Origin of the sequence: Sinorhizobium medicae (assembly GCF_007827695.1) — a bacterium.
GTDB classification, from domain to species: Bacteria; Pseudomonadota; Alphaproteobacteria; order Rhizobiales; family Rhizobiaceae; genus Sinorhizobium; species Sinorhizobium medicae.
Window position 1 is genome coordinate 24,103 of the sequence record NZ_VITA01000011.1, and the last position, 19,932, is coordinate 44,034.

Here is a 19,932-nt window from a genome sequence, read left to right on the forward strand (position 1 = left end):
CTCAGCAAGATGGGGATCGGATGAATATATCGTCCGGTCCGGAACAAAGCAGAAAGCCTGTCGGTTGACTCCCTTGGTTATGCAAAGGAGTTTTTCATGGCAGTCGCTGCACGAGCCCTGTGGAAGGGCTACGTTCGGTTCGGCGAAGTGACCGCCCCAGTGGCGCTCTACACCGCCACCTCGACTTCCGAGCGGATCTCTTTCCACACGGTGAACAAGGAAACGGGCAACCGTGTACGGCGAGAGTTCGTCGACAGCGCGACCGGCAAGCCGGTAGAGAAAGAAGACCAGGTCAAGGGTTACGAGCTCGACAACGACAGATACGTCGTCCTCGATCCGGAGGAAGTTGCCTCTGCAGTGCCCGAGAGCGACAAAACGCTTCGAGTACAGGCATTCATCACCTGTGACGACATCGAAAAGGTCTATTTCGACAAGCCCTATTACCTGACCCCGGACAAAATGGGCACCGAGGCCTATGCACTTTTGCGGGACGGCATGCAGAAGAAGAATGTCGCGGCGATCGCGCAGACAGTGCTCTTCCGCCGAATGCGCACAGTGTTGCTGCGCGCGCACGACAAAGGGCTGATCGCCACCACACTCAACTTCGACTATGAGGTCAGAAGCGCCAAAGAAGCCTTCAAGGACATTCCGGACATTAAGATTGAAGGCGAGATGCTGGAACTCGCAAAGCACATCATAGGCACGAAGAAGGGGACATTCTCGGCCGACGAGTTCGACGACCGCTATGAAGCCGCGCTCGCCGAGCTGATCAAAGCGAAGCTGGAAGGCAAGGCCCTGCCGAAGCGCGCTGCCCCGAAAGTCTCGAAAGCAAACGATCTGCTGGAGGCGCTACGCCAGAGTGCGGGCATGAAAAAGCCGCCGGCAGCGTCGAAGAAGCGTACCGGCAAGGCAGCAGCGGCTGAAGGCAAGAAAAAGGCGGCTGAGGAGGGCGCACCTGCCCAGCGTCGCCGCGCAGGTTAAGAGAGGTGAACGATGGCGCCCCCTCGTCCATATTGGAAAGGCTACCTGAAGCTATCGCTCGTCACCTGCCCGGTCTCGATGATGCCCGCGACAAGCGAGTCCGAGAAGGTCCGCTTCCACACCCTGAACCGCAAGACGAACAACCGCCTCGTCTCCAGATATGTCGACGCGGAAACCGGGAAAGAGGTCGACGAAGAGGACGAGGTGAAAGGATATGAGCGCGCCGAAGGCGACTTCCTCGTAATCGAAGATGAGGAGTTGGAAAGCGTGGCACTTGAAAGTGCCAGGACCATCGACATCGAGAAGTTCGTGCCTCGGAATACGATCGAATGGATCTGGTTGGAGAAACCCCACTACCTGTCACCGTCTGACGAGGTCGGCCATGAAGCCTTCAGCGTTATCCGGGACGCGATGGAGCGCGAGAAGGTCGTCGGCATGTCGAGGCTCGTGATCGGCCGGCGCGAGCGTGCCGTGATGCTCGAGCCATGCGGGAAAGGCATTATCGTTTGGACGCTGCGCTATGGAGACGAAGTGAGAAAGCCGGAACACTATTTCGGTGACATCGCCAACAGCGACAATGACCCCAAGCTGATGAGCCTGATTACGACGCTGATCGAGGAGCGAAGCAAACCGTGGAGCCCCGACATGGTCGGCGATCCAGTGCAGGAGAAACTCCTGAAAATCATCGAGAGCAAGCGAAAGTCGGCCAGGAAAGTCGCCGAGCCGAAGGGCAAGGACAAAGCGCCTGCGCATGCCGGAAACGTCATCGATCTGATGTCGGCCCTGAAGGAGAGCCTCGAGAAAAAAAAGGGCAGCAAGAAGTCATAGCTGGCCGCCGGGATTGTCGATCGGTCTCATTCGCGACACCGTTTTGACACAATAACGCCTATGATAGCCCGTTCGCCGTGGTTTCGGTATATAGGTTTACATATATGCGCATGGCACTAGCAAAGTCGTCCGGTCGACGGACTTAATTTTAGTTCTTAGAAAAATGAGTCCTGACCCCTCCTGCCCGTCGAAGGTGCAGGCGTGGCTCTCTGATTCGTTTGCACAATTTCCTTTATGAATTTTCATCGTGGAGAATAACGATGGATCATCTTCAAACATCTGGTTCTCACCACAGAGCGAAAAGCAAAAGCGAAATCCAGGCGACGGTCCGCCGCCTCGCGCCCTTCCATCACGCCATCGACTTGCCCTTTGGGCTCAGTACGTTTGTTCCTGAACTTTCCCGGCAGACACGAGAACGTACCAGACTGCAGACGTTCCTCGATCACGCCTGGGGAAGTATTCTCACCGCCTGCGGAGGTTCGTTGAAAGGCAAAAGAGTTCTGGACATCGCATGCAATTGCGGCGGCTTCTCGGTCCACGCGGCAAACTCAGGGGCAGACTATGTGTTCGGGATCGATATTGACGCCCATTACGTAGAGCAGGCGAGCTTCGTCGGAGATGCTCTCGGACTATCGAATGTTGAGTTCCAGCAGCTTGATCTTCTGGATCTCGACCCTTCCACTCACGGCAAATTCGACCTCGTCCTCTGCCTCGGCATTCTTTACCACCTGGAAAACCCGGTTCTGAGCATGAAGCGCATTTCAGCCGTGACCGGAGACGTTCTGGTCGTTGACACGACACTTATGAAAGTCCCGATCATCAATCCCGTTCTGGACCGGTGGCCATTGTGGCACATGCGCAGAGTCTCGGGGACCACTTCCGATGCAACCAACATCAGCACATCTCGCTGGCGACCCGATGAATTCTGCCAATTCTCCCCCAACAGCCCTGCTGTCCGGAACCTCTTGGAGTATTGCGGCTTTACCGAGATTGCGCGGCTCAAAGCGAAGGCAAAGAATTTGGAAAAGCGCTACTACAGCGGCCGAAGGGCGACGTTCATAGCGCAAAGACGCAGATCCTCACAGGGGGACGCTTCCCCCACTCTTACGGCGGCATGAATATGCCTCGCCACCATCCCGAGACGAACCGGGCGGGCTCGGATAAAGCGCGTCCGTTTCTCGCCGGTCGATCAGGCATATAAGATCGGCACTAAAAATTGAAATAGACAGTTACGCCCTGCCGGGGATGGTAGCGGTGATAGTCCCGATAGCTGTAGTGCCTGTAATGCCGAGGATAACACCTGCCGTAATAGCGGCAGGAGCGCGAAGCATGTCGCTTGTTCCAGTGGCGCTCCGAGCGCCAATGACGATGGCGCCAATGATTGACCTGCTCGACAGCCCCTGTTTTCACTTGCTCCGGTATAGGCACGAAGATCGGCGCCGCGTTTACCGGCAAAGCGAAAGACGCGGCCAGAACTGCGGCTGCAAAGGCGTATGAGAGCTTTCTCATGGCTGACTCCTTTTTGCTGTTCATCAGATTGATCTTTCGGGTCTGAACCGTCGATGAACACCGCAGTGCCGTACTTTCTGAAGAACTGCGACTATCTTCCAAATATACCCGCGGAGATCGCGTGTTTAATCGGGCGATCGTCTGAGTCGGAATCAGACCAAAGTCCAAAGATTGGAACAGACTCCGTGCTTGCCCGTTGAGTGACGAGTTCAACGAGAGGAAATGCTATGAAGAAGCTAGTATATATTACCGCGACCGCAGCGCTGCTTGCCAGTGGTGCGGCCGCACAGCAGTCCGACGGCACAAACGCAGCGACCGGCATGGTGGGCGGCGCCGCAACCGGGGCCATTCTCGGGGGCCCGGTCGGAGCTGGAGTAGGCGCGGTGGTCGGCGCCACCCTTGGCGGCGCGCTGACCCCTCCGCCTGCCGAGGTGGTCACCTATGTACAGCAGCAACCGGCACCCCCATCAGTGGTCGTTCAGCAACCTGTCGCAGTCGGCAAACCCATTCCTGAAACGGTCGTGCTGACGCCGGTTCCGGAGAACCCGACCTACGCATACGCAGTGGTCAATGAACGCCGCGTCATCGTGGAGCCGAAATCGCGTACGGTCGTCCAGGTTGTCAACTGACCCTGGTTGTCAATGCGGGCATCCCCCACCGCGTGCGCATGTGAAGGCGGAGTTGGGTTTGTACTCAATTCCGCCCTTCGCGCCCCGTCACCAGCGCACCGCGTTTAGCGCTCGCCTGGAACTTACCTGCGCCATGCCCGTTCACTCGTGATGAAAGGAGTTGAGCGATGAATCAGATTATCTATCTCGTTGGCCTGGTCGTTATCGTAATCGCCATCTTGTCGTTCTTCGGCTTGAGCTGAGTTGAAAGTCGAACAGGCCTGGTCGTTACAGCTTACCAGCAGCTCTAACGGAGAATCCGCCGCAGGTTTATTCGCAGCGGAGTACCGGAATCAGAGATTCAGACCTTCCCACCGCCTCTGCTCAGAGATAGCGTCCAAGCCGTAGTTCCGTTGGAATTACATCTTTCCCCGCATTTCGTTTGCCAAGCGGATGCGTGCCTGCCCCGCCATCGAGCGGGGCTTTTTTATCCCCCGATGGCCCTGCATCCCCTGCGATCGGACTTTGGTCCCGCCTTCCTAAGGCTCTTGGCCGACCAATGGTCCGATACGCTTTGCTCCCGGCTGCTATATCGTTCGCGATAAGATTGCAGCCAAACCTTGGCTGCAGAGAGATCGCGAGGCTTGGCAACCAGCCGCCGCTGGACAGCAGACCCGCGAGCGGTCCTAGAGCGGCGGCCCAGTAGTCCCTTCGGGTACCGCCGCTCTGGGGCCTCACTCGAGAGCGTTGCAGCGCCACGCAACAGGTAACGGATTATTTCAGCCGGGTAACTTATTTTTATTGATGAAATACTGATAGCGCGAAATAAAATCAGGAACAATGTTTAAGGATGTTCGTTCTTCCACTGTATAGCAAGGGAGTACGACAGATGAACGCCAAGATCTTCATTGTTACTGCGATCGCAACGGGCATCGTTGCCGCGCCCGCTATTGCAAATGACAGCAATCAAGGTGCCGTAACGGGCGCTGCGGGCGGAGCGGTTACTGGTGCAATCGTTGGAGGCCCCGTTGGAGCCGCCATCGGTGGAGCGGTCGGGCTCGTCGCCGGAGCGGTTATCGCCCCTCCGCCGCAGCAGGTCGTAACTTATGTCCGGCAGCAGCCGGTTCCAGCCGATACGGTCGTCTTGCAGGAACGGATCGCCGTCGGGCGCCCGCTACCGCGCAGCGTTATGCTGACGCCCGTCCCGGAGAACCCCTCCTATGCCTTCGCCGTGGTGAACAACCAACGCGTGATCGTCGACCCTAAAACCTACACGGTCGTCCAGGTCGTTCAATAAGAAACACCGCGACTGCCGGCGGCGCCCGAATGTTGGCACCGCCGGCGCTCTTGCCATTGCGACCGGACCACCGGCAGCGTCGGGCTGTGTGGCTGATACACATCGCTGGCCCGCAAAAATCTATCTTCATTAAAATGCCACTTCCTTCCGAATCGGAATCGCTCTCTACCCAAAGGGAACCAAGAAACTGTCCCACCGTTTCCCAATAGGTTCGCTTTCCGGAGGGCTGCCATCATGTTTACCGCCGTCTTGTTGATCGCCTCGCTCGCGGTGCCCTCGAATCTCGTCTCGGCCAACGCAACGGTGGATGATCTCCAGTCCGATTTCGAAACCGCCGTGGCTTGCCGCCAGATAGACGGACGGAATGTGTGGAAGGGTGAGTTGGCCTATTACATCCAGTCTTATGTCTACGAAGGCGATGTGGCCGCTTCGGCCGACCGGGCCGATGTGGCTGATGCCGTGCTGCCGGAGGACAACGAGCCGGAGACCGTCAAAGCGTTCGAAGAGGCTTGTTCGCTTGCCGGGTCAACCGGACAAGCACGACGCTGAACGCCGGAGAGGAATGAGGAAAAGCGGTGCGGTTCCCGCCCCCGTTTTAAGTGTCGTCAGGGGCGCGCGTGGCGTCCGCCTTCATCTGACATCTCAGAAGCGACGCTTGCGCTGCGTGCGCTGCGCATACCCGTAGGGCTCGTCCCGTATTCGCGTCGGTAGGCACGCGAAAAGGCCGAGAGACTGTCAAACCCGCAGCGAAGGGCGACATCCCGCATTGGAATTCCGGTATCGCGAACGAGCCGGTGGGAGACCTGCAGCCTGAGGCGCAGGTAATAGGCGCCCGGGCTGGTCGAGAGGCCTTTGGCGAAGAGCATTTCAAGCTTGCGTTGTGAGACGGATAGCCGGCGCGCAAGCGCCGCGACCGTCATCGGCCGTTCGAGTGTGCGCTCCATCAGCCTTATGGCCGCGGCGAGCTCCGGATCTCGTGCTTCCATGCGGCCGAGCGAGACGAAGGGCTGTACGTCCGTGGGACTGTGCATCTGATCGTAGACAAAAATGCTCGCTACATCCAGCGCGATAGCCGGCCCCAGCCTCTCCGCAATGAGGTGCAGCATCATGTCGAAAGTCGGCGACGCGCCACCGGAGGTCCAGTACTTGCCGTCGGTCACGAAACGGTCCCCAATCACCTGCAGCTCGGGAAATGCCCGACTGAAATCCTCGAGCTCCTCCCAGTGGGCGGTTGCCTTGCGGCCTTTGATAAGCCCGGAACGCCCGAGCAGCCAACACCCGGACTCAACGCCCGCGACGATATCGAAATGCCGCGCGCATTCCTGCAGAGTAGCGAGGAAGCGCTTGCCTGCATATCTCTCGAGATTGAACCCGCCGATGATGAGAAGGAGATCCCCGACGATCGGCAGGGCGAACCGAGCATCCACCGGAATAGATAAGCCGCAGGTGAGCATCACCGCGTCACCATCGGCCGAGAGCAACCGCCACCGGAAGACCTCGTGCCCGGTCACCCGGTTTGCCGCGCGCATCGGATCGAGGACGGAAGCAAGGGACATGATCGACGACTCGGGCAGGATAATCACCGCGACCTCGATCGTAGATTGTGCAATCCTGTTCGCAACCATGCGCATAACGTCAAATTTTCTGCGCTACATGTCAATTCGGAAACATCCTTTAAGGCATTATCGGCGGGCACATCGATCTCTCTGCGGGCATTTGCAGGCCCGCTCCGAGATGTTCCCCTTTTCCGCGATCTTTCGGAAGGGCCGGCCGGGACGAGCCGCCGGCCCTCTTTTCTCTTCACCCGAGGGCCGCCGGGGGCGTTGTTTTTCGCAGACTCGCATCCGATATGTTGTTAATCTTTGCCGACAACAGGAGGCGTCTGTGATGATCAGAAATGTGCTTGTTGCGATCTTCGCGGCCTTCATGCTTGGCGGAAAGGCGCATGCAGCCGATCTGGCACAGCCACCGGAGCCGACACCGACGGTCGAGACAGTCCACAGCTTCGTCTGGACTGGCGGCTATCTCGGCTTGCAGGGCGGCGGTGGCTGGCTGAACAGCGATCTGAGCGTTCCCGGCGGCGGCGGCTCGAAGCGGTTCAGTGGAGGCCTCTTGGGCGCCTTCGCCGGCTACAATTACCAGCATGGTGACTGGGTCGTCGGCGTGGAGGGCGATGTCAGCTACAACTGGAATGATGAGACCGTCACCGTCTTCGGCACGAACACCGATGTGGGAACGGATGTTTCCGGATCCGTGCGCGCCCGCCTCGGATACACCGTCAACGACAGGACGCTCCTCTATGCCACAGGCGGCTGGGCGGTAACGCGCGGTTTCGTCGACGTTGCCGGCGCGCCGAAGGAGAAGGAAACCTTCAACGGCTGGACCATCGGTGGCGGCGTCGACTACGGGTTCACGGACAGCGTCTTCGGACGCGCGGAGTATCGCTACAACGATTTCAGCGACAAGGATGTCGGCGGCGTCGATGTCGACCTCGACCAGCACCAGTTCACCATTGGTGTCGGCGTAAAGTTCTGATCGCCTGGCGCGTTTCGATCAAGAACCCGGCAATTGCCGGGTTTTTCTGTGGAAGGAATTTCGACCACTTTTCGGGAAGTGCTCCAAACATCGGATGACGCGATTTTCGGATCGACCTAAAGTCGTGAACGTGATTGATTCTACCAGGTTAGAACGGGATGCGGGCATCCAACCGCACACACTTTCCCTCATCCCGCTCCAAGATTTGTACGGGGAGGAAGGATGGGAAAGTTTCTGGAGTTCTTGGGTGGCACGATCGTCATCGGTACGCTTGCTCTGCTGGCGATGACCCTTGTGCCCACTCCCGACGTGAAGACCCTTGTCGCTGTCCTTCCCTGGGCCTTTCCGGCAATCGCCAGCGGCCTCATCCTCGTCGCCTTCGGTGCCATGCTTGGCCATTTAGCCGCCATACGTTCGGCGGCAGACAGGCAGGCCGATATTTTTCAGCAATTGCTCGACCGGCGAAGCACAGCCAAGAAGGAGTGAGCGGTTTAAGGACGCTCTGCCTTACCGTGATCTTGCGATCGACCGTTACTCTTCGACAATCAGCAGTTCGAAGGTAATGCAAACGGCATCGGTGCCATTGGCAATCTCACCCTCGTATATGGCACGTTCCGTGTCGACGATCGCGATATCGAGTCTCGCTTCAGCCTTTCCATTCTGATCCGGTGAAAGCGTCCCCTTGCGAATAAGCAATTCCGATGCGGCCGACTCCATGATCCGGCCGTCGGTGAAAGTGCAGCCTACGAGGCTGCCGATGCCGTGCAAACTTGCCCGTTCGATACCGTGCTCACCCGCCGTGCGCTCGATTGCCTGATGAATTGGTTCATTCGGCTTCATCCGGCAGAGAACAGCGCGCCGTGAGGCGGTCGCAGAGGCGGCGGAATGGGGTACAGGCGTGAAGAGACGGAACCGGGTCTCGCTGTCCTCCAGTTGATCCATGATCGCGCCCGACAGGACCCAGGCTTCCGCCTCCACCGGTCCGCCAAACTGCGTGTCTTTCGGCATGACGTGCCCTGCTCCGCGGAATCCGTCCTCATGCCGCCAGACGCCATGAGCATGCAGGAACGGCTCTCCATCGCGCCGGCCGAATGTCATGACCAGACCCTCGATGATGGCGGGGCCTTTCGGCGCATGTATGTCGCTGTACCAGGCCGCATGAAGGCCGCCGCCGTCCAGGGTGGGCGTGATGTAGGCAAGCGGCTCGAAGGAGCCGCCCCGTACCTGGATTATTGCGCTGTCGAAGCCTGTTTCCGCAAGCGCCTCATGGACGGCGTCGAGCACATTGCGGTCGGGTTTGAAGGTCAGACGCATCCTCTCGGCGTGGCATTCAAGTGAAAGCACCCGTGGCGCAAGCGGTGCGCCGGGCTGGAGAATCCTGCGCATCATCATCCTTTCAGAACCAGGCCTGCATGAGCGAAACCACCATCGACCGCAAGAACCTGGCCGTTGATATAACTGGCTTCTTCCGAGATCAGGAACGCTGCGCTTTGCGCGACTTCGCGCGATGTTCCATAGCGACGCTGCGGAATGCGCTCGTGCCATTGTGCGCGCACGTCTTCCGTATGGACGGCCCGCGACAGAGGCGTATCGATGGCGCCCGGCGCGATGGCATTGACACGAATTCCATCCTGTCCAAGCTCGGTCGCAAGTATGTAAGTGAGCAGATTGACGGCCCCTTTCGAGGCGCCGTAAGCCGCCCGCCCCTTGTTGCCGACGAGGCCCGACACGGAGGAAATATTGACGATCGCACCGGGGGCGGCTATTGCCAGCCAGTGACGTGCGGCTTCACGGCATACGATGAAGGTGCCGGTCAGGTTGACGTCGAGGATGCGGCGGAAATCATCGACGCTGGTGTCGACCGCCGGCCTGTCCATTGCGATGCCGGCCGAATTGATGATCGCTCCGAGCGGCGCGGACGACGCGGCTGCCTTAATGGCCGATCGCACCTGCTCTTCATCCGTTACGCTGCAGGCGAGCGCCTGGGCGGGATCGAGCGAGATGACGCTGCAGGCATCTGCCAATGCACCGGCATTGCGATCGGCAAGATAGACCTTCCAGCCACGCCGGTTCAGAAGCGTCGCTATTTCGAAGCCGATCCCGGAGGCGCCGCCAGTTATGAGGACGGATTTCACGCTCACGGGGCGACACTCCGGCTCTCCGCGCCGCCAGGCGAAAGGTCATTCAGCTCCCCGCGCCGCTCAAGCTCCTCGCGGATCATCTTCTTGGCGATTTTGCCATAGGCCGACTTCGGCATTTCGGGCCAGAAGACGATCTTCTTCGGTAGCTTGTAACGGGCGACTTTCCCGTCCAGCCATTCTCTCAAGCCCGCCGCATCGAGTGTCGCCCCGTCGCGAGCGACGCAAACCGCGACGCCGACCTCCCCCCATACCGGATCGGGAACACCGACGATCGCCGCTTCGCTGATATCCGGATGCATGAGAAGCTTCTCCTCGATTTCGCGCGGATAGACGTTGGATCCGCCGGAGATGAACATGTCGGAAGCGCGACCGGTGATGTAGAGGAAGCCCTGCGTATCGACATGACCGAGGTCACCGGTTCGAAACCAGCCATTGCGAAACGCTTTCGCGTTCGCCTCGGGATTCCGATAGTAGCCGGCAAAAACCGCCGGGCCGATCACGCAGATTTCGCCGCTACAACCCGCCGCGACCTCGTCTCCGTTTTCGTCCTGGATCTGCACCTGCATGCCCGTCCGTTCGAAGCCGCAGGTACCAATTCGCGCATCCGGGCCGTCTCCGAGACTGTGGAAGGCGGGAGGCAGGACTGTGATCGCTCCGGTTACTTCGCCGAGGCCGAAATATTGCACCAGGACAGCGCCGAGTTTCTCGAGCGCCGTCTGCTGGTCGGCGCGATACATCGGCGCACCCGCATAAATGACATAGCGTAGCGACGAATGGTCGTACCGGTCGACCGACGGGTCTTCGACGAGCAGCTTCACGATGGTCGGGACGGCGAAGAGATTGTTCACCCTCCATTTTTCGACGAGAGTCCAGAATTGCGGGATGTCCAGTTTTTCGGACGGGAGAAGAATGGTCGTCGCACCTCGCGCGACCTGACAGAGCTGATGCACGCCGGCACCGTGGGACAGCGGCGCGACGACGATGGACTTGTCGCGATGCGTCGTCGCCGGAAAAAGATCGCCGATATGGTTGTTGACGACAAAGGCCATTTGCCCGTGCGTCAGCACGGCGGCCTTTGGCCGGCCGGTCGTGCCCGAGGTGTAGAAGTACCAGCATGGGTCGTCGCGGTCGACGGCAGCCGGCGAAACGCCCCGTCCGAGATTGCGCGCAACGATTGCGTCATAGTCCTCGCCGATCGGCGATGAACCGATCGAAACGAACGATTCGATCCTCTCGCCCGTAGCGCGGCACGCCTCGGCGTGCGCGTCAAAGGCGGCCTGGAAAATCACCATTCGGGCACCGCTCGACTGCGCCAGATAGGCGACTTCCTCCGGCATTTGCCGGAAATTTGTGGGCACCCAGATCGCCCCCACCCTGAAAACCGCGAACATGGATTCGAACATCTGATTGCAGTTCGCGGAGTGGACGAGAATACGGTCGCCTTTCCGCACCCCGAATTCGTGGACGAAGGCGTATGCCATGGCGTCGACGCGTTCCTCAATCTCCCGCCACTGCCACTGAACGTCGCCGCGAATGAGCGCAATCTCGTCGGGATTTCGTCTTGCCGCCTGCGAAAGCAGGTTTGCGAGGTTCATGACACGCGTCGAAACCGGGGTGACGCCGCCCTGCGGTTCGTCGCTCGTCATTTCACCCGCTCCAGGATCGAGACATAATTCGCTACGGCAGCACCGCCCATGTTGAAAATGCCGGCGAGCCCTGCGTGAGGGATCTGCATCTCACCTGCCTCACCCATGAGCTGCATGGCCGAGATGACATGCATCGAAACCCCTGTCGCACCGATCGGATGGCCCTTGGATTTCAAGCCGCCGGATGGATTGACTGGCAGCCGTCCGCTTCTGGTGGTGGTGCCGTCACGGATTGCTCGGTAGCCTTCGCCGGGCGCGGTCAGGCCCATGGCCTCGTATTCGATCATCTCGGCTATGGTGAAACAGTCATGTGTTTCAACGAAGGAAAGATCTTCGAGCGTGACGGCAGCCTGCGACAGCGCCGCTTTCCACGCCCGTCGTGGCCCGTCGAATTCCGCCATGTCCCGACGGCTGAGCGCAAAGACGTCATTGACATGGCTGCGCGCCCGGAACGCGACCGCCCTTTGCAGAGTCGCAGCCGTTTCCGCAGCGGCGAGCACCAGGGCTGCGGCCCCATCCGAGACGAGCGAGCAGTCGGTGCGGCGCAACGGGGCGGCGACGATCGGGTTCTTCTCCGAAACGGTGTTGCAGAATGAGAAACCGAAATCCCTGCGCATGTGCGCATAGGGATTGGCAACTCCGTTCGCGTGGTTTTTGGCGGCGATCATCGCCAGTTCCTCGGAACGGTCGCCGTAACGCTGAAAGTAATGCTGCGCTATGCGTCCGAAGACGCCGGCAAAGCCACCTTCCACATCGCCTTCCTCTTTGCGGTAGCTGCCGCCCAGGAGAATGTCGCCGACTTGCGCCGTCGGAACGGCGGTCATTTTCTCGGCGCCGATAACGAGAGCAATGCGGCCGCGGCCGGCCTCAATGAAATCCATCGCCGTATAAATCGCCGCCGAGCCTGTCGCGCATGCGTTTTCCAGTCGTACGGAAGGAACATGAGCAAGCGCCTCGTCGGCCATACCGACAAGTGCGGCCTGAAACTCCTGCTTTGAGAAGCCGCCATTCATGACGCCGACAAAGATGCCGTCGATATCAGAGGCAGCCACGCCGGCATGCGCAAGTGCCGGCGCCGCGACCGCAGCCATCAGCGCCTCGGTATCCGGGTAGTCGGTTTTGCCGAACTGGGAGTGGGCCCAGCCTACGATCTGCGCTTCGGTCATCTGGGCGATCTCCTTTTGAGAGGTCTTGCAACGGCTGCAATGTGTCGCGTCCGCCTGTCGCGGAACTGCTCGGCGAGCTTGATCTCGATGCGTGATGCTTCCTGTCTGAGAAGGACCGCCAGCTCGCTCTGTCGCGGCTCCTGCATGCGGCTGTCTATGGCGGCAATGCTGACGGCTCCAGCCACGCCGCCGTCCGGATAGCGGATCGCGACGCCCACCCCCCAGGAATTGGCCAGGATAAGGCCCGGATTGACCGCATAGCCCTGGATGCGGGTAAGTTCGACGCGCCGGCGCAGTTCGTCGGGAGCAAGCATCGGAAACTGGTTCTCGAGCACGGCGGCATTCTGCTCCAGCACGGCTGAAACCTCCTCGTCCGGCAGGGCTGACAGCATGGCAAGAGAGCCGGCGCCGACTCCCAGAGGATGCACGGAGCCCGCCTGGAGTGCGTGGGTGCGAATTGGAAAGCTCCCCTCCTCCCGGTGGAGACAGACCGAGGACGCTCCGCGGCGCACGGAAAGAAAGCAGGAGTCGCTGGTCTTTTGAGCAAGGCGATGCAGGCTTTCCGTCGAAAGGCGCAGCAGCCCGTGCCGGCCCGATGCGAGCGTTCCAAGCACATAGGCTTCTTCGCCGATATAGTAGCGCCGGTCGCGGTCGTCCTGCTCCAGAAGGCCGGCCCTGATCAGGGCCAGCAGCAGGCGACGCACCGTGGGTTTGTTGAGCCCGCTCTTCTCGACCACGGCGCTGAGGGTCATGCCGTCCGCCTGTCGTCCGACCAGCGATAACAGCTTCGTCGCCCGATCGACGCTTTGGGAGCCGGTCATGTCCCTGATGGCGACGTCGTCCATGTCTCAGCGCGCTCCCATGATCGTGCAGCTCTGACCGCCATCGACCGGCAGACAAACGCCGTTGATGAATTTCGCTTCGTCGGAGGCAAGGAAAAGCGCGGCATTGGCGACGTCCCAGGCATCGCCCATATGCCCGCTTGGGAGCGCCGCGTTGCGGGCAGCAACCATTTCATCCGTGGAAGCATAATGCGAGGAGATCTGCTTGTAGATCAGCGGCGTGTCGATCAGGCCGGGGACGACACAGTTGGCCCGGATTCCCTGCCGCGCATATTGAACCGCGATCGCGACAGTCGCCTGGTTGACTGCCGCCTTCGTCGCGTAATAGGCAAAATAGGGGTAACCGGTCCACCGGATAGCGGCAAGCGACGAGATGTTGACGATTGCACCGCCGCCGGCCTCGATCATATGCGGGATCACTGCCTTGGCAGTGCGGAACACCGAGCCGAGGTTGAGATCGACGGATTGCTGGAACTGCGCTTCCGACAGCTCCACCGGCCCACCCATATGCGTTACGCCCACATTGTTATGCAGGATCGAAAGGGTGCCGTATGCCTGCCGCGCGGCAGCAACGGCGGCTTCGATCGATGCGAGGGCGGTAACGTCCGCGGCAATGGCGATCGCCTCGCCGCCTTCTTCCGCAATGATCGCCGCCGTTTCCCCGGCGGCCTCGATGTCGAGGTCGACGCATGCGACCTTGGCGCCCTCGCGCGCATAAAGCACGGCGGCCGCCTTGCCGTTCCCCCAGCCGGGGCCGGAGGAACCTGCACCGAAGACGATTGCCGATTTTCCTCTAAGACGGTCTGCCATTCGAAACCCCGGAAGGCGCCCGCACGCTCGCGTGCCACATCGCTGATCGGTCGGTGAGCGGCCGGATGAAACGGCCGCCCGCCCCTTCATAGTCCGGTCCTCAGCCCAGGCTGGTCCCTACCGCCTTTTCCAGGATGGCCCACGCCTCGTCACCGAACTTGCCCTTCCATTCGGCATAGAAACCCGCCGACCTCAGCGTTTTGCGGAACGCAGCCTTATCCGGATCGGTGAAAGTCATGCCACTCTGCGTCAGTTGTTCGCGGACTGTGTCGTTCACCTTGGCGGTATCGGTCCGCTGGGCCGTGGCCGATTCGTTCAGGTTTCTGGCTGCAATCTCCCTGATGTCTTCAGGCAGTCTCTCCCAGGCCTGCTTGTTCGCCAGCATCCAGAAACCATCCCACATATGGTTGGTCATGGCGCAATGCTTCTGAACCTCATAAAGCTTGGCGGTGGATGCGATTGCCAACGGATTTTCCTGGCCGTCCACCGTGCCGGTGCTGAGCGCCGTGTAGACCTCGGCAAAATTGATCGTGGTCGGTGCGGCGCCGAAGGCTGTGAACATGGATTGCCAGAGCGGGCTCGGCGGCACACGGATCTTGAATCCTTTGAGATCCTCCGGCGTGTTGATCGGCTTATTCGAGCTGGTGATCTGCCGAAAGCCGTTGTCCCAGATCTTTTCCATGGGCACGAGACCCTTTCTCTCGATCTCGCCGCGTGCATAGGCACCGAGCTCTCCGTCCATGGCCTTCCAGACGGTGTCGTAGTCGGGGAAGGCGAAGCCGATACCGCTGATGGCGGCGTTGGGAACAAGGGTCGACAGGATCAGCGGCGAGAGCGAGAAGAACTCGGTTGCGCCGTTGCGAAGCTGCGAAAGGGTTTCGGTGTCGTTGCCGAGCTGGCTGCTCGGGAAGATGTTGATCTTCAGCCGACCTCCAGTCTCCTCCAGAATCTTGTCGGCCGCTTCCTTCAGGCGGATGTTGAGCGGGTGGGTAACCGGCAGGTTGTTTGCCAGCTTGTAGGTGAAGTCCGCCGCATGAGCCTTTGTGCGGATCGACGCCCCGATGGCCACTGCCCCGGTGCCGAGCAGCATCGTTCTACGGGTAATCTTCATCGCTCTGTTCTCCTCCTGATCGTCGATGATGAATGTGGGATGGCGTGCTCACAGCAATGCGAGCGAGAACCAGGGAACGGCGGCGATCAGCAAAAGGCCAAGCACCATCGCGCCGATGTAAGGCCAAATCGCACCCATTGCCTCGTCGGGCGAGACGTTGCCGATCTTGCAGGCAATGTAGAAGCCTATGCCGATCGGCGGCGCCATAAGTCCGACATTCATGGCAGTGACGATGACCATGGAATAGTGGACGTCATGGATGCCCATCGCACGCGCGATCGGGAACATGATGGGCGCTAGGAGGACGATTGCCGGGAGGCCTTCGAGCACGCAGCCGAGCAGCATGAACAAGGCGATCGATACCAACATGAATGTGAACCATCCGCCCGGCAGGCCGCTCATCATGTCGGTGAGCTCGAAGGCGAACCCGGTCTGGGTGAGCGCCCAGGCCATTGCCGCGGCGGTACCGAGAATCAGAAGGATCGCACCGCTCATCGCGGCCGTCTCGACCAGCATCTTATAGGTTCGCCGAATACCGATGCCACCATAGAGCACAGTGCCTATGATAAAGGCGTAGACCACTGCGATGGTCGAGACCTCCGTCGCAGTCGCCGCTCCGCTCGCGACCGCGCTGCGGATGATGAACGGCAACACCAGAGCCGGCGCAGCGATCAGGGCCGTGGCGCCGATGCGTTTCAGCGACGGGCGTATGACGCCATCGACATTTTCGCGGGCCGCCTTGATGCGGGCAAGCGCGGCGAGCGCGACAAGCAACACGAGAGCGATGGCGAAACCGCTGGTGAACAGCGCCGCTATCGAGACGCCTGCCACGGAGCCGAGCACGATCAGCACGATGCTCGGCGGTACGGTATCGGCCATGGCCGCGCCGGTCGCCAGAAGTGCTATCATCTCCTTCGGTTTGTGACCGCGCCGCTTCATCTCGGGAAACAGTGCCGGGGCGACCGTTGCCATGTCCGAGACCTTCGATCCAGATATGCCGGATACCAGAAAGAGCGACCCCAGCAGAACATATGACATGCCGGCCTTCACGTGGCCGAGCATGGACGCAAGAAAATCGACGATCGCCTTCCCCATGCCGGTCGCGTCCAGAATGCAACCGAGGAGCACGAAGACCGGGACCGACAGCAGGATGAGACTGGACATTCCCTCGTCCATACGGCCGATCATGACGACCAGCGGCATCGATGTCGTGAAGGCAAGGAATAGAAGCGTCGCGATGCCGAAGCAAAATGCGATCGGAACGCCCATTGCGAGGCAGACGGCGGCGCCGCCGACGAGAAAAATCAGAATGTTGCCATTGCCGAACGATGTAAGTGCCGGCGAAAGCAGCCAGAGCGCCGATGCTACGGCGGCAACGGCCGCGACCGCTACGTCCAGCGCCCTCGCGGTTCTGAGCAATTGCGCCACGGCCAGCAACACCATCAGAACCATGCCGACGGCAATCGCCGCGGCGCGATAACCGGCAGGAATGTTCAACGCCGACGAGGTGATGTCCATTTCCCCGGAGGCATACATATAGGCGGCAGGCAGCAAGACGAGAAGGAATGCCATGATCGCCACCATGCCGAGCGTCTCGGTGAACTGTCGGGCCCGTTCACCGAGAGCATTGAGAAAGATGGTCAGCCGCAGGTGCTCACAACGGTCGATCGCGATCGCCGATCCGAGCATGGCCAGCCACAGGAAGGCAATCGACGCCGCTTCGTCTATCCAGACGATCGGTCTGGATAGACCATAGCGAAAGACCACGCCGGAAAGCAGCATGGCGATAATGGCCAGAAGCAGAACGGCAGACAGCGCTTCGACCGGGCGCATCAGCCGCGAACCCGGTCGGGCCTCCATCGTTTCGGCGAGCACGGCGAATTCGGAAACGCCCTCCGTCGTGGTGGTCATTCTTTTCCTCCCTTTTGAACCGTCCGAACGCGTTCCGCGCTGCGCGAACCACGCCGATCGAACAGCGTCAAAGCTCCTCCCAGAGGCGTCGCCCGAACCAATTGGCACCATCGGATCGACATTCCAGATCGTCCGGCGCCCTCCAAAGCGCCACCCGACGGGGTCCATTTTGTAGGCCACAGAAGCGACACAAGCAATAAACAAAGCCAATTACCTGAAATTACTCCACGATTACGTTTGGCAATGGTCCATATTGTGAACCAGTTTAAGTTGGGCGCGGTTCTCGGCGCGCGTTGGCTCCCTCCCTTTTCTGATCGGCACGGCCGCGGTGAGCGTGGTTCCAATGCGTTGAGCGCGGGATGCGAGCGGGGAACTGCTTAGGCTTTTCCTCATCGCGCTCTCGCATTTGCAACTGTTGAGGCGTCGCCATTCCCGCGGATAGGCGTAGGCTTCGACGATCATCGGCTTGTGGCACGGGCGCCGATGGCCGGGAGATATCGCGCTTTCGCCCCAACTGAGGAGTTGCGCGCTGTGACGGCATCCCGGAACTACTCACAAGCGTTTCGTCCCGGCGAAATCGATTTGCTCGGCCGTGTATTCGAGCAGTTGCTGGAAGAACGTCAGGTACCCAACTGCGGCGATCAGGCGGAGGCATTGGCCGCAAGATTGATCTCGGTTTATCAGTCCGGCGAACGACGGATCGATAAGCTGAAGAAGCTCACGCTGCATTCCTAACCAGCCTACCTGAAGGCCGGCTGCGGAACGGAACGGCTTCTCCGTTCCCATTGCCGTGCCCGTCAACGATGCAGTGTAACTGCGTTGCGCCGAGTCGGTGCGTCCTCCCGTCAGGCAGATAGATTCAGGCAAATTTAACCATGACGGTGATCCATGGCTCTGCGCCGGATGTCTGCCCCGCTTTGCGCGCATTCGGCTCGCCATGATGGGGAATGGATAAAGCGGGATTAGCCTTTCTGGTGCTTATACTCGTGCTCATCTCGATCGTGATGAGCATACTTGCGGTCGAGCGGGAACCCGAGCCTCCGCCAACGGGCTCGATTATCGCTCCAGCCGTCAGGACGCGTCACGGCTGTAGAGACCACCGCAAAACCCGGACGTTCTAGCAGTAGTGGCTATCCATCCGAAGCGAGCCGCCAACGCGTTCCCGTTTCCTGCGGATCGGGGCAGAGCGGCGTGCCTTTTTCGCGGCCGGCTTGATAAAGCGGCGTTGCCGGCAAAGATAGCCGCCCGGATCCGCGAGCGATTACTGAGTCTGGCCGATGCGATACGCGCGCTCTTGCGTTTATCGGCAGCCTGGGCGAACTTCTGATTCCCCACATATCGAACTGGCATGCGAAACCGATGAGCAACAAGATTTTTGAAACTTTGACCGGCATGTACTTCACAGTCGACGACCCAGATGGGAGCTATGCCACGGGTCAAGTGATCCGCCTTGCAGCCGAAGGGCTCTATTTCGTTCGCTTCGACGGGAACGAGGTGACGTTGCCGCTGGAACTTGTCACCGTCGGTGAGATGCTGGACACCACCGAAGAAGAATACAAGCTCTGGCGGTTCTTCGACACGATCGAGGAAAGGGACACGTGGATCGAATGGCTTGACGCGCCATCCAAGCCGCGAGTCATCTCGCTTGTGAAGCCGACCAAGTAGGAACGGCGAAGAGCCGACATCCGTGATCAGCTCAGTTGACGTAGCCTAACTGGCTTCCTGTGGCCTCATCGCTCTGCGTCTATCGCAAGAAGATCAACATCTCCAACGTGCAGGCCGGACAGAAGCTTGGAATCAAAGGAAGTCCCGACGACGGTATTTGGCTCGTCAGCTTCAACCATTATGATCTGGGATATATCGACCTGGAGCAGAGGACTCTGCAAACCGTAGACATTCCGTTCGGCACGAGATTGTCACCCATGTCTTAGGTACGATCTGTTACCTAAGTCTCCGGTATGGACATTTGGTTTTTTGGCGACCCCTGCAGGACTCGAACCTGCGACAACCTGCTTAGAAGGCAGGTGCTCTATCCAGCTGAGCTAAGGGGCCGTCCGGTGCCCTAAACGAGCACCGTGAGCCTCAATGGGTCCAGGGCTGCGTCCGGTTGAAACGAAAATTGTCCGAGTAGGAAACGTTCTTACGAGCCGCATCCTTGGGTGCGATCACGCGATATTCGATGCCGTTGCGCTCGGCATAGGCAATCGCCTGCTCCGCACTCTCGAAGGTCAGGCGAACCTGCTGCCGTGTATCGGCGGAGCTGGTATAGCCCATGATCGGGTCGATCGTGCGCGGTCTTTCCTGATCAAACTCCAGCACCCACAGATGCGTCTTGGCTTTGCCGGACTGCACCGCTGTCTTTGCGGGACGGTAGATCTTCGCGGACATTGTTTCGAACGGCTCCCGTTTAACCAAGAGATCAATGCTCTCACGTGATTGGATGGTCGGAGTGGAGAGATTCGAACTCCCGACCCTCTGGTCCCAAACCAGATGCGCTACCAGACTGCGCTACACTCCGCACCACGAAGGCGGAGATACACGCTTCGC

The 19,932-nt window shown here is 59.8% G+C and carries 22 protein-coding genes, 2 tRNA genes and 1 pseudogene; 12 read left to right on the forward strand and 13 right to left on the reverse strand.

What is annotated here, in order from left to right:
* The first annotated feature begins 96 nt into the window (after positions 1 to 96).
* The 3 genes from ku (FB009_RS18910) (at position 97) to FB009_RS18920 (ending at position 2,927) form a co-directional block, all read left to right on the forward strand.
* The gene (gene ku, locus FB009_RS18910; RefSeq protein ID WP_011975582.1) at positions 97 to 981 is read left to right on the forward strand and encodes a non-homologous end joining protein Ku; all 885 of its coding nucleotides are present in this window, start codon (positions 97 to 99) and stop codon (positions 979 to 981) included.
* Between the two features lie 12 nt (positions 982 to 993).
* Complete coding sequence (gene ku, locus FB009_RS18915) at positions 994 to 1,809, forward strand: non-homologous end joining protein Ku (protein ID WP_011975583.1); 816 nt, start codon at positions 994 to 996, stop codon at positions 1,807 to 1,809.
* A 260-nt stretch (positions 1,810 to 2,069) separates the two neighbouring features.
* Entirely contained in the window at positions 2,070 to 2,927 is an 858-nt protein-coding gene (locus FB009_RS18920; protein WP_011975584.1) for a class I SAM-dependent methyltransferase, read from the forward strand.
* A gap of 91 nt (positions 2,928 to 3,018) precedes the next feature.
* Here the strand turns inward: FB009_RS18920 and FB009_RS18925 are convergent, their stop codons facing one another.
* Entirely contained in the window at positions 3,019 to 3,318 is a 300-nt protein-coding gene (locus tag FB009_RS18925; RefSeq protein WP_011975585.1) for a hypothetical protein, read from the reverse strand.
* A 227-nt stretch (positions 3,319 to 3,545) separates the two neighbouring features.
* Here FB009_RS18925 and FB009_RS18930 point away from each other — a divergent pair, with 227 nt between their 5' ends.
* From FB009_RS18930 to FB009_RS18940, 3 genes are all read left to right on the forward strand, one after another.
* On the forward strand, positions 3,546 to 3,947 hold the full coding sequence (locus FB009_RS18930) for a DUF1236 domain-containing protein (RefSeq protein WP_011975586.1): 402 nt from the start codon (positions 3,546 to 3,548) through the stop codon (positions 3,945 to 3,947).
* An 868-nt stretch (positions 3,948 to 4,815) separates the two neighbouring features.
* Positions 4,816 to 5,223 carry a DUF1236 domain-containing protein gene (locus FB009_RS18935; RefSeq protein ID WP_011975587.1) on the forward strand — a complete coding sequence of 136 codons (408 nt, stop codon included), beginning with the start codon at positions 4,816 to 4,818 and terminating at the stop codon, positions 5,221 to 5,223.
* Positions 5,224 to 5,457: 234 nt separating this feature from the next.
* Positions 5,458 to 5,772, forward strand: coding sequence for a hypothetical protein (locus FB009_RS18940; protein ID WP_011975588.1), 315 nt, complete (start codon positions 5,458 to 5,460; stop codon positions 5,770 to 5,772).
* Between the two features lie 56 nt (positions 5,773 to 5,828).
* Here FB009_RS18940 and FB009_RS18945 read toward each other — a convergent pair whose 3' ends face one another.
* Positions 5,829 to 6,854 (reverse strand): GlxA family transcriptional regulator, encoded by a 1,026-nt coding sequence (locus FB009_RS18945; protein ID WP_011975589.1) that lies wholly within the window; start codon positions 6,852 to 6,854, stop codon positions 5,829 to 5,831.
* Positions 6,855 to 7,110: 256 nt separating this feature from the next.
* Here FB009_RS18945 and FB009_RS18950 point away from each other — a divergent pair, with 256 nt between their 5' ends.
* Positions 7,111 to 7,758 carry an outer membrane protein gene (locus FB009_RS18950; protein WP_011975590.1) on the forward strand — a complete coding sequence of 216 codons (648 nt, stop codon included), beginning with the start codon at positions 7,111 to 7,113 and terminating at the stop codon, positions 7,756 to 7,758.
* 222 nt (positions 7,759 to 7,980) lie between these two features.
* Positions 7,981 to 8,244 (forward strand): hypothetical protein, encoded by a 264-nt coding sequence (locus FB009_RS18955; RefSeq protein WP_011975591.1) that lies wholly within the window; start codon positions 7,981 to 7,983, stop codon positions 8,242 to 8,244.
* 45 nt (positions 8,245 to 8,289) lie between these two features.
* Here FB009_RS18955 and FB009_RS18960 read toward each other — a convergent pair whose 3' ends face one another.
* The 8 genes from FB009_RS18960 to FB009_RS18995 form a co-directional block, all read right to left on the reverse strand.
* Positions 8,290 to 9,147 carry a PCC domain-containing protein gene (locus tag FB009_RS18960; RefSeq protein ID WP_186447672.1) on the reverse strand — a complete coding sequence of 286 codons (858 nt, stop codon included), beginning with the start codon at positions 9,145 to 9,147 and terminating at the stop codon, positions 8,290 to 8,292.
* Complete coding sequence (locus tag FB009_RS18965) at positions 9,147 to 9,893, reverse strand: SDR family NAD(P)-dependent oxidoreductase (protein WP_026183471.1); 747 nt, start codon at positions 9,891 to 9,893, stop codon at positions 9,147 to 9,149. Before FB009_RS18965 ends, FB009_RS18960 begins: the two co-directional genes overlap by 1 nt.
* Before the next feature lie 2 nt (positions 9,894 to 9,895).
* Positions 9,896 to 11,545, reverse strand: a complete 1,650-nt coding sequence (locus FB009_RS18970; protein WP_011975594.1) for an acyl-CoA synthetase — start codon at positions 11,543 to 11,545, stop codon at positions 9,896 to 9,898.
* Positions 11,542 to 12,711, reverse strand: a complete 1,170-nt coding sequence (locus FB009_RS18975; RefSeq protein WP_011975595.1) for an acetyl-CoA acetyltransferase — start codon at positions 12,709 to 12,711, stop codon at positions 11,542 to 11,544. The genes FB009_RS18970 and FB009_RS18975 overlap by 4 nt, the downstream gene beginning before the upstream one ends.
* Positions 12,708 to 13,556: an IclR family transcriptional regulator gene (locus tag FB009_RS18980; RefSeq protein WP_011975596.1), complete on the reverse strand. Its 849-nt coding sequence runs from the start codon at positions 13,554 to 13,556 to the stop codon at positions 12,708 to 12,710. Before FB009_RS18980 ends, FB009_RS18975 begins: the two co-directional genes overlap by 4 nt.
* Before the next feature lie 3 nt (positions 13,557 to 13,559).
* Positions 13,560 to 14,363 (reverse strand): SDR family NAD(P)-dependent oxidoreductase, encoded by an 804-nt coding sequence (locus FB009_RS18985; protein ID WP_011975597.1) that lies wholly within the window; start codon positions 14,361 to 14,363, stop codon positions 13,560 to 13,562.
* Positions 14,364 to 14,463: 100 nt separating this feature from the next.
* A complete protein-coding gene (locus FB009_RS18990; RefSeq protein ID WP_011975598.1) occupies positions 14,464 to 15,474 on the reverse strand; it encodes a TRAP transporter substrate-binding protein in 1,011 nt (336 codons plus the stop codon).
* Positions 15,475 to 15,522: 48 nt separating this feature from the next.
* Positions 15,523 to 17,385 (reverse strand): TRAP transporter large permease, encoded by a 1,863-nt coding sequence (locus FB009_RS18995; RefSeq protein ID WP_145161889.1) that lies wholly within the window; start codon positions 17,383 to 17,385, stop codon positions 15,523 to 15,525.
* A 531-nt stretch (positions 17,386 to 17,916) separates the two neighbouring features.
* Here FB009_RS18995 and FB009_RS19000 point away from each other — a divergent pair.
* The 4 genes and pseudogenes from FB009_RS19000 to FB009_RS33940 form a co-directional block, all read left to right on the forward strand.
* Positions 17,917 to 18,120 (forward strand): hypothetical protein, encoded by a 204-nt coding sequence (locus FB009_RS19000; protein ID WP_024311466.1) that lies wholly within the window; start codon positions 17,917 to 17,919, stop codon positions 18,118 to 18,120.
* 212 nt (positions 18,121 to 18,332) lie between these two features.
* On the forward strand, positions 18,333 to 18,506 hold the full coding sequence (locus FB009_RS33935) for a hypothetical protein (protein ID WP_018208413.1): 174 nt from the start codon (positions 18,333 to 18,335) through the stop codon (positions 18,504 to 18,506).
* A gap of 238 nt (positions 18,507 to 18,744) precedes the next feature.
* On the forward strand, positions 18,745 to 19,050 hold the full coding sequence (locus FB009_RS19010) for a hypothetical protein (RefSeq protein WP_011975601.1): 306 nt from the start codon (positions 18,745 to 18,747) through the stop codon (positions 19,048 to 19,050).
* A gap of 71 nt (positions 19,051 to 19,121) precedes the next feature.
* A pseudogene (locus FB009_RS33940) lies at positions 19,122 to 19,316 on the forward strand (IS481 family transposase); the annotation flags it as partial.
* A 44-nt stretch (positions 19,317 to 19,360) separates the two neighbouring features.
* Here FB009_RS33940 and FB009_RS19020 read toward each other — a convergent pair.
* The 3 genes from FB009_RS19020 to FB009_RS19030 form a co-directional block, all read right to left on the reverse strand.
* A tRNA-Arg gene (locus FB009_RS19020) sits at positions 19,361 to 19,437 on the reverse strand.
* A 30-nt stretch (positions 19,438 to 19,467) separates the two neighbouring features.
* Positions 19,468 to 19,773 carry an ETC complex I subunit gene (locus FB009_RS19025; protein ID WP_145161892.1) on the reverse strand — a complete coding sequence of 102 codons (306 nt, stop codon included), beginning with the start codon at positions 19,771 to 19,773 and terminating at the stop codon, positions 19,468 to 19,470.
* Positions 19,774 to 19,826: 53 nt separating this feature from the next.
* Positions 19,827 to 19,903 (reverse strand) — tRNA-Pro (locus FB009_RS19030).
* Positions 19,904 to 19,932 lie beyond the last annotated feature (29 nt).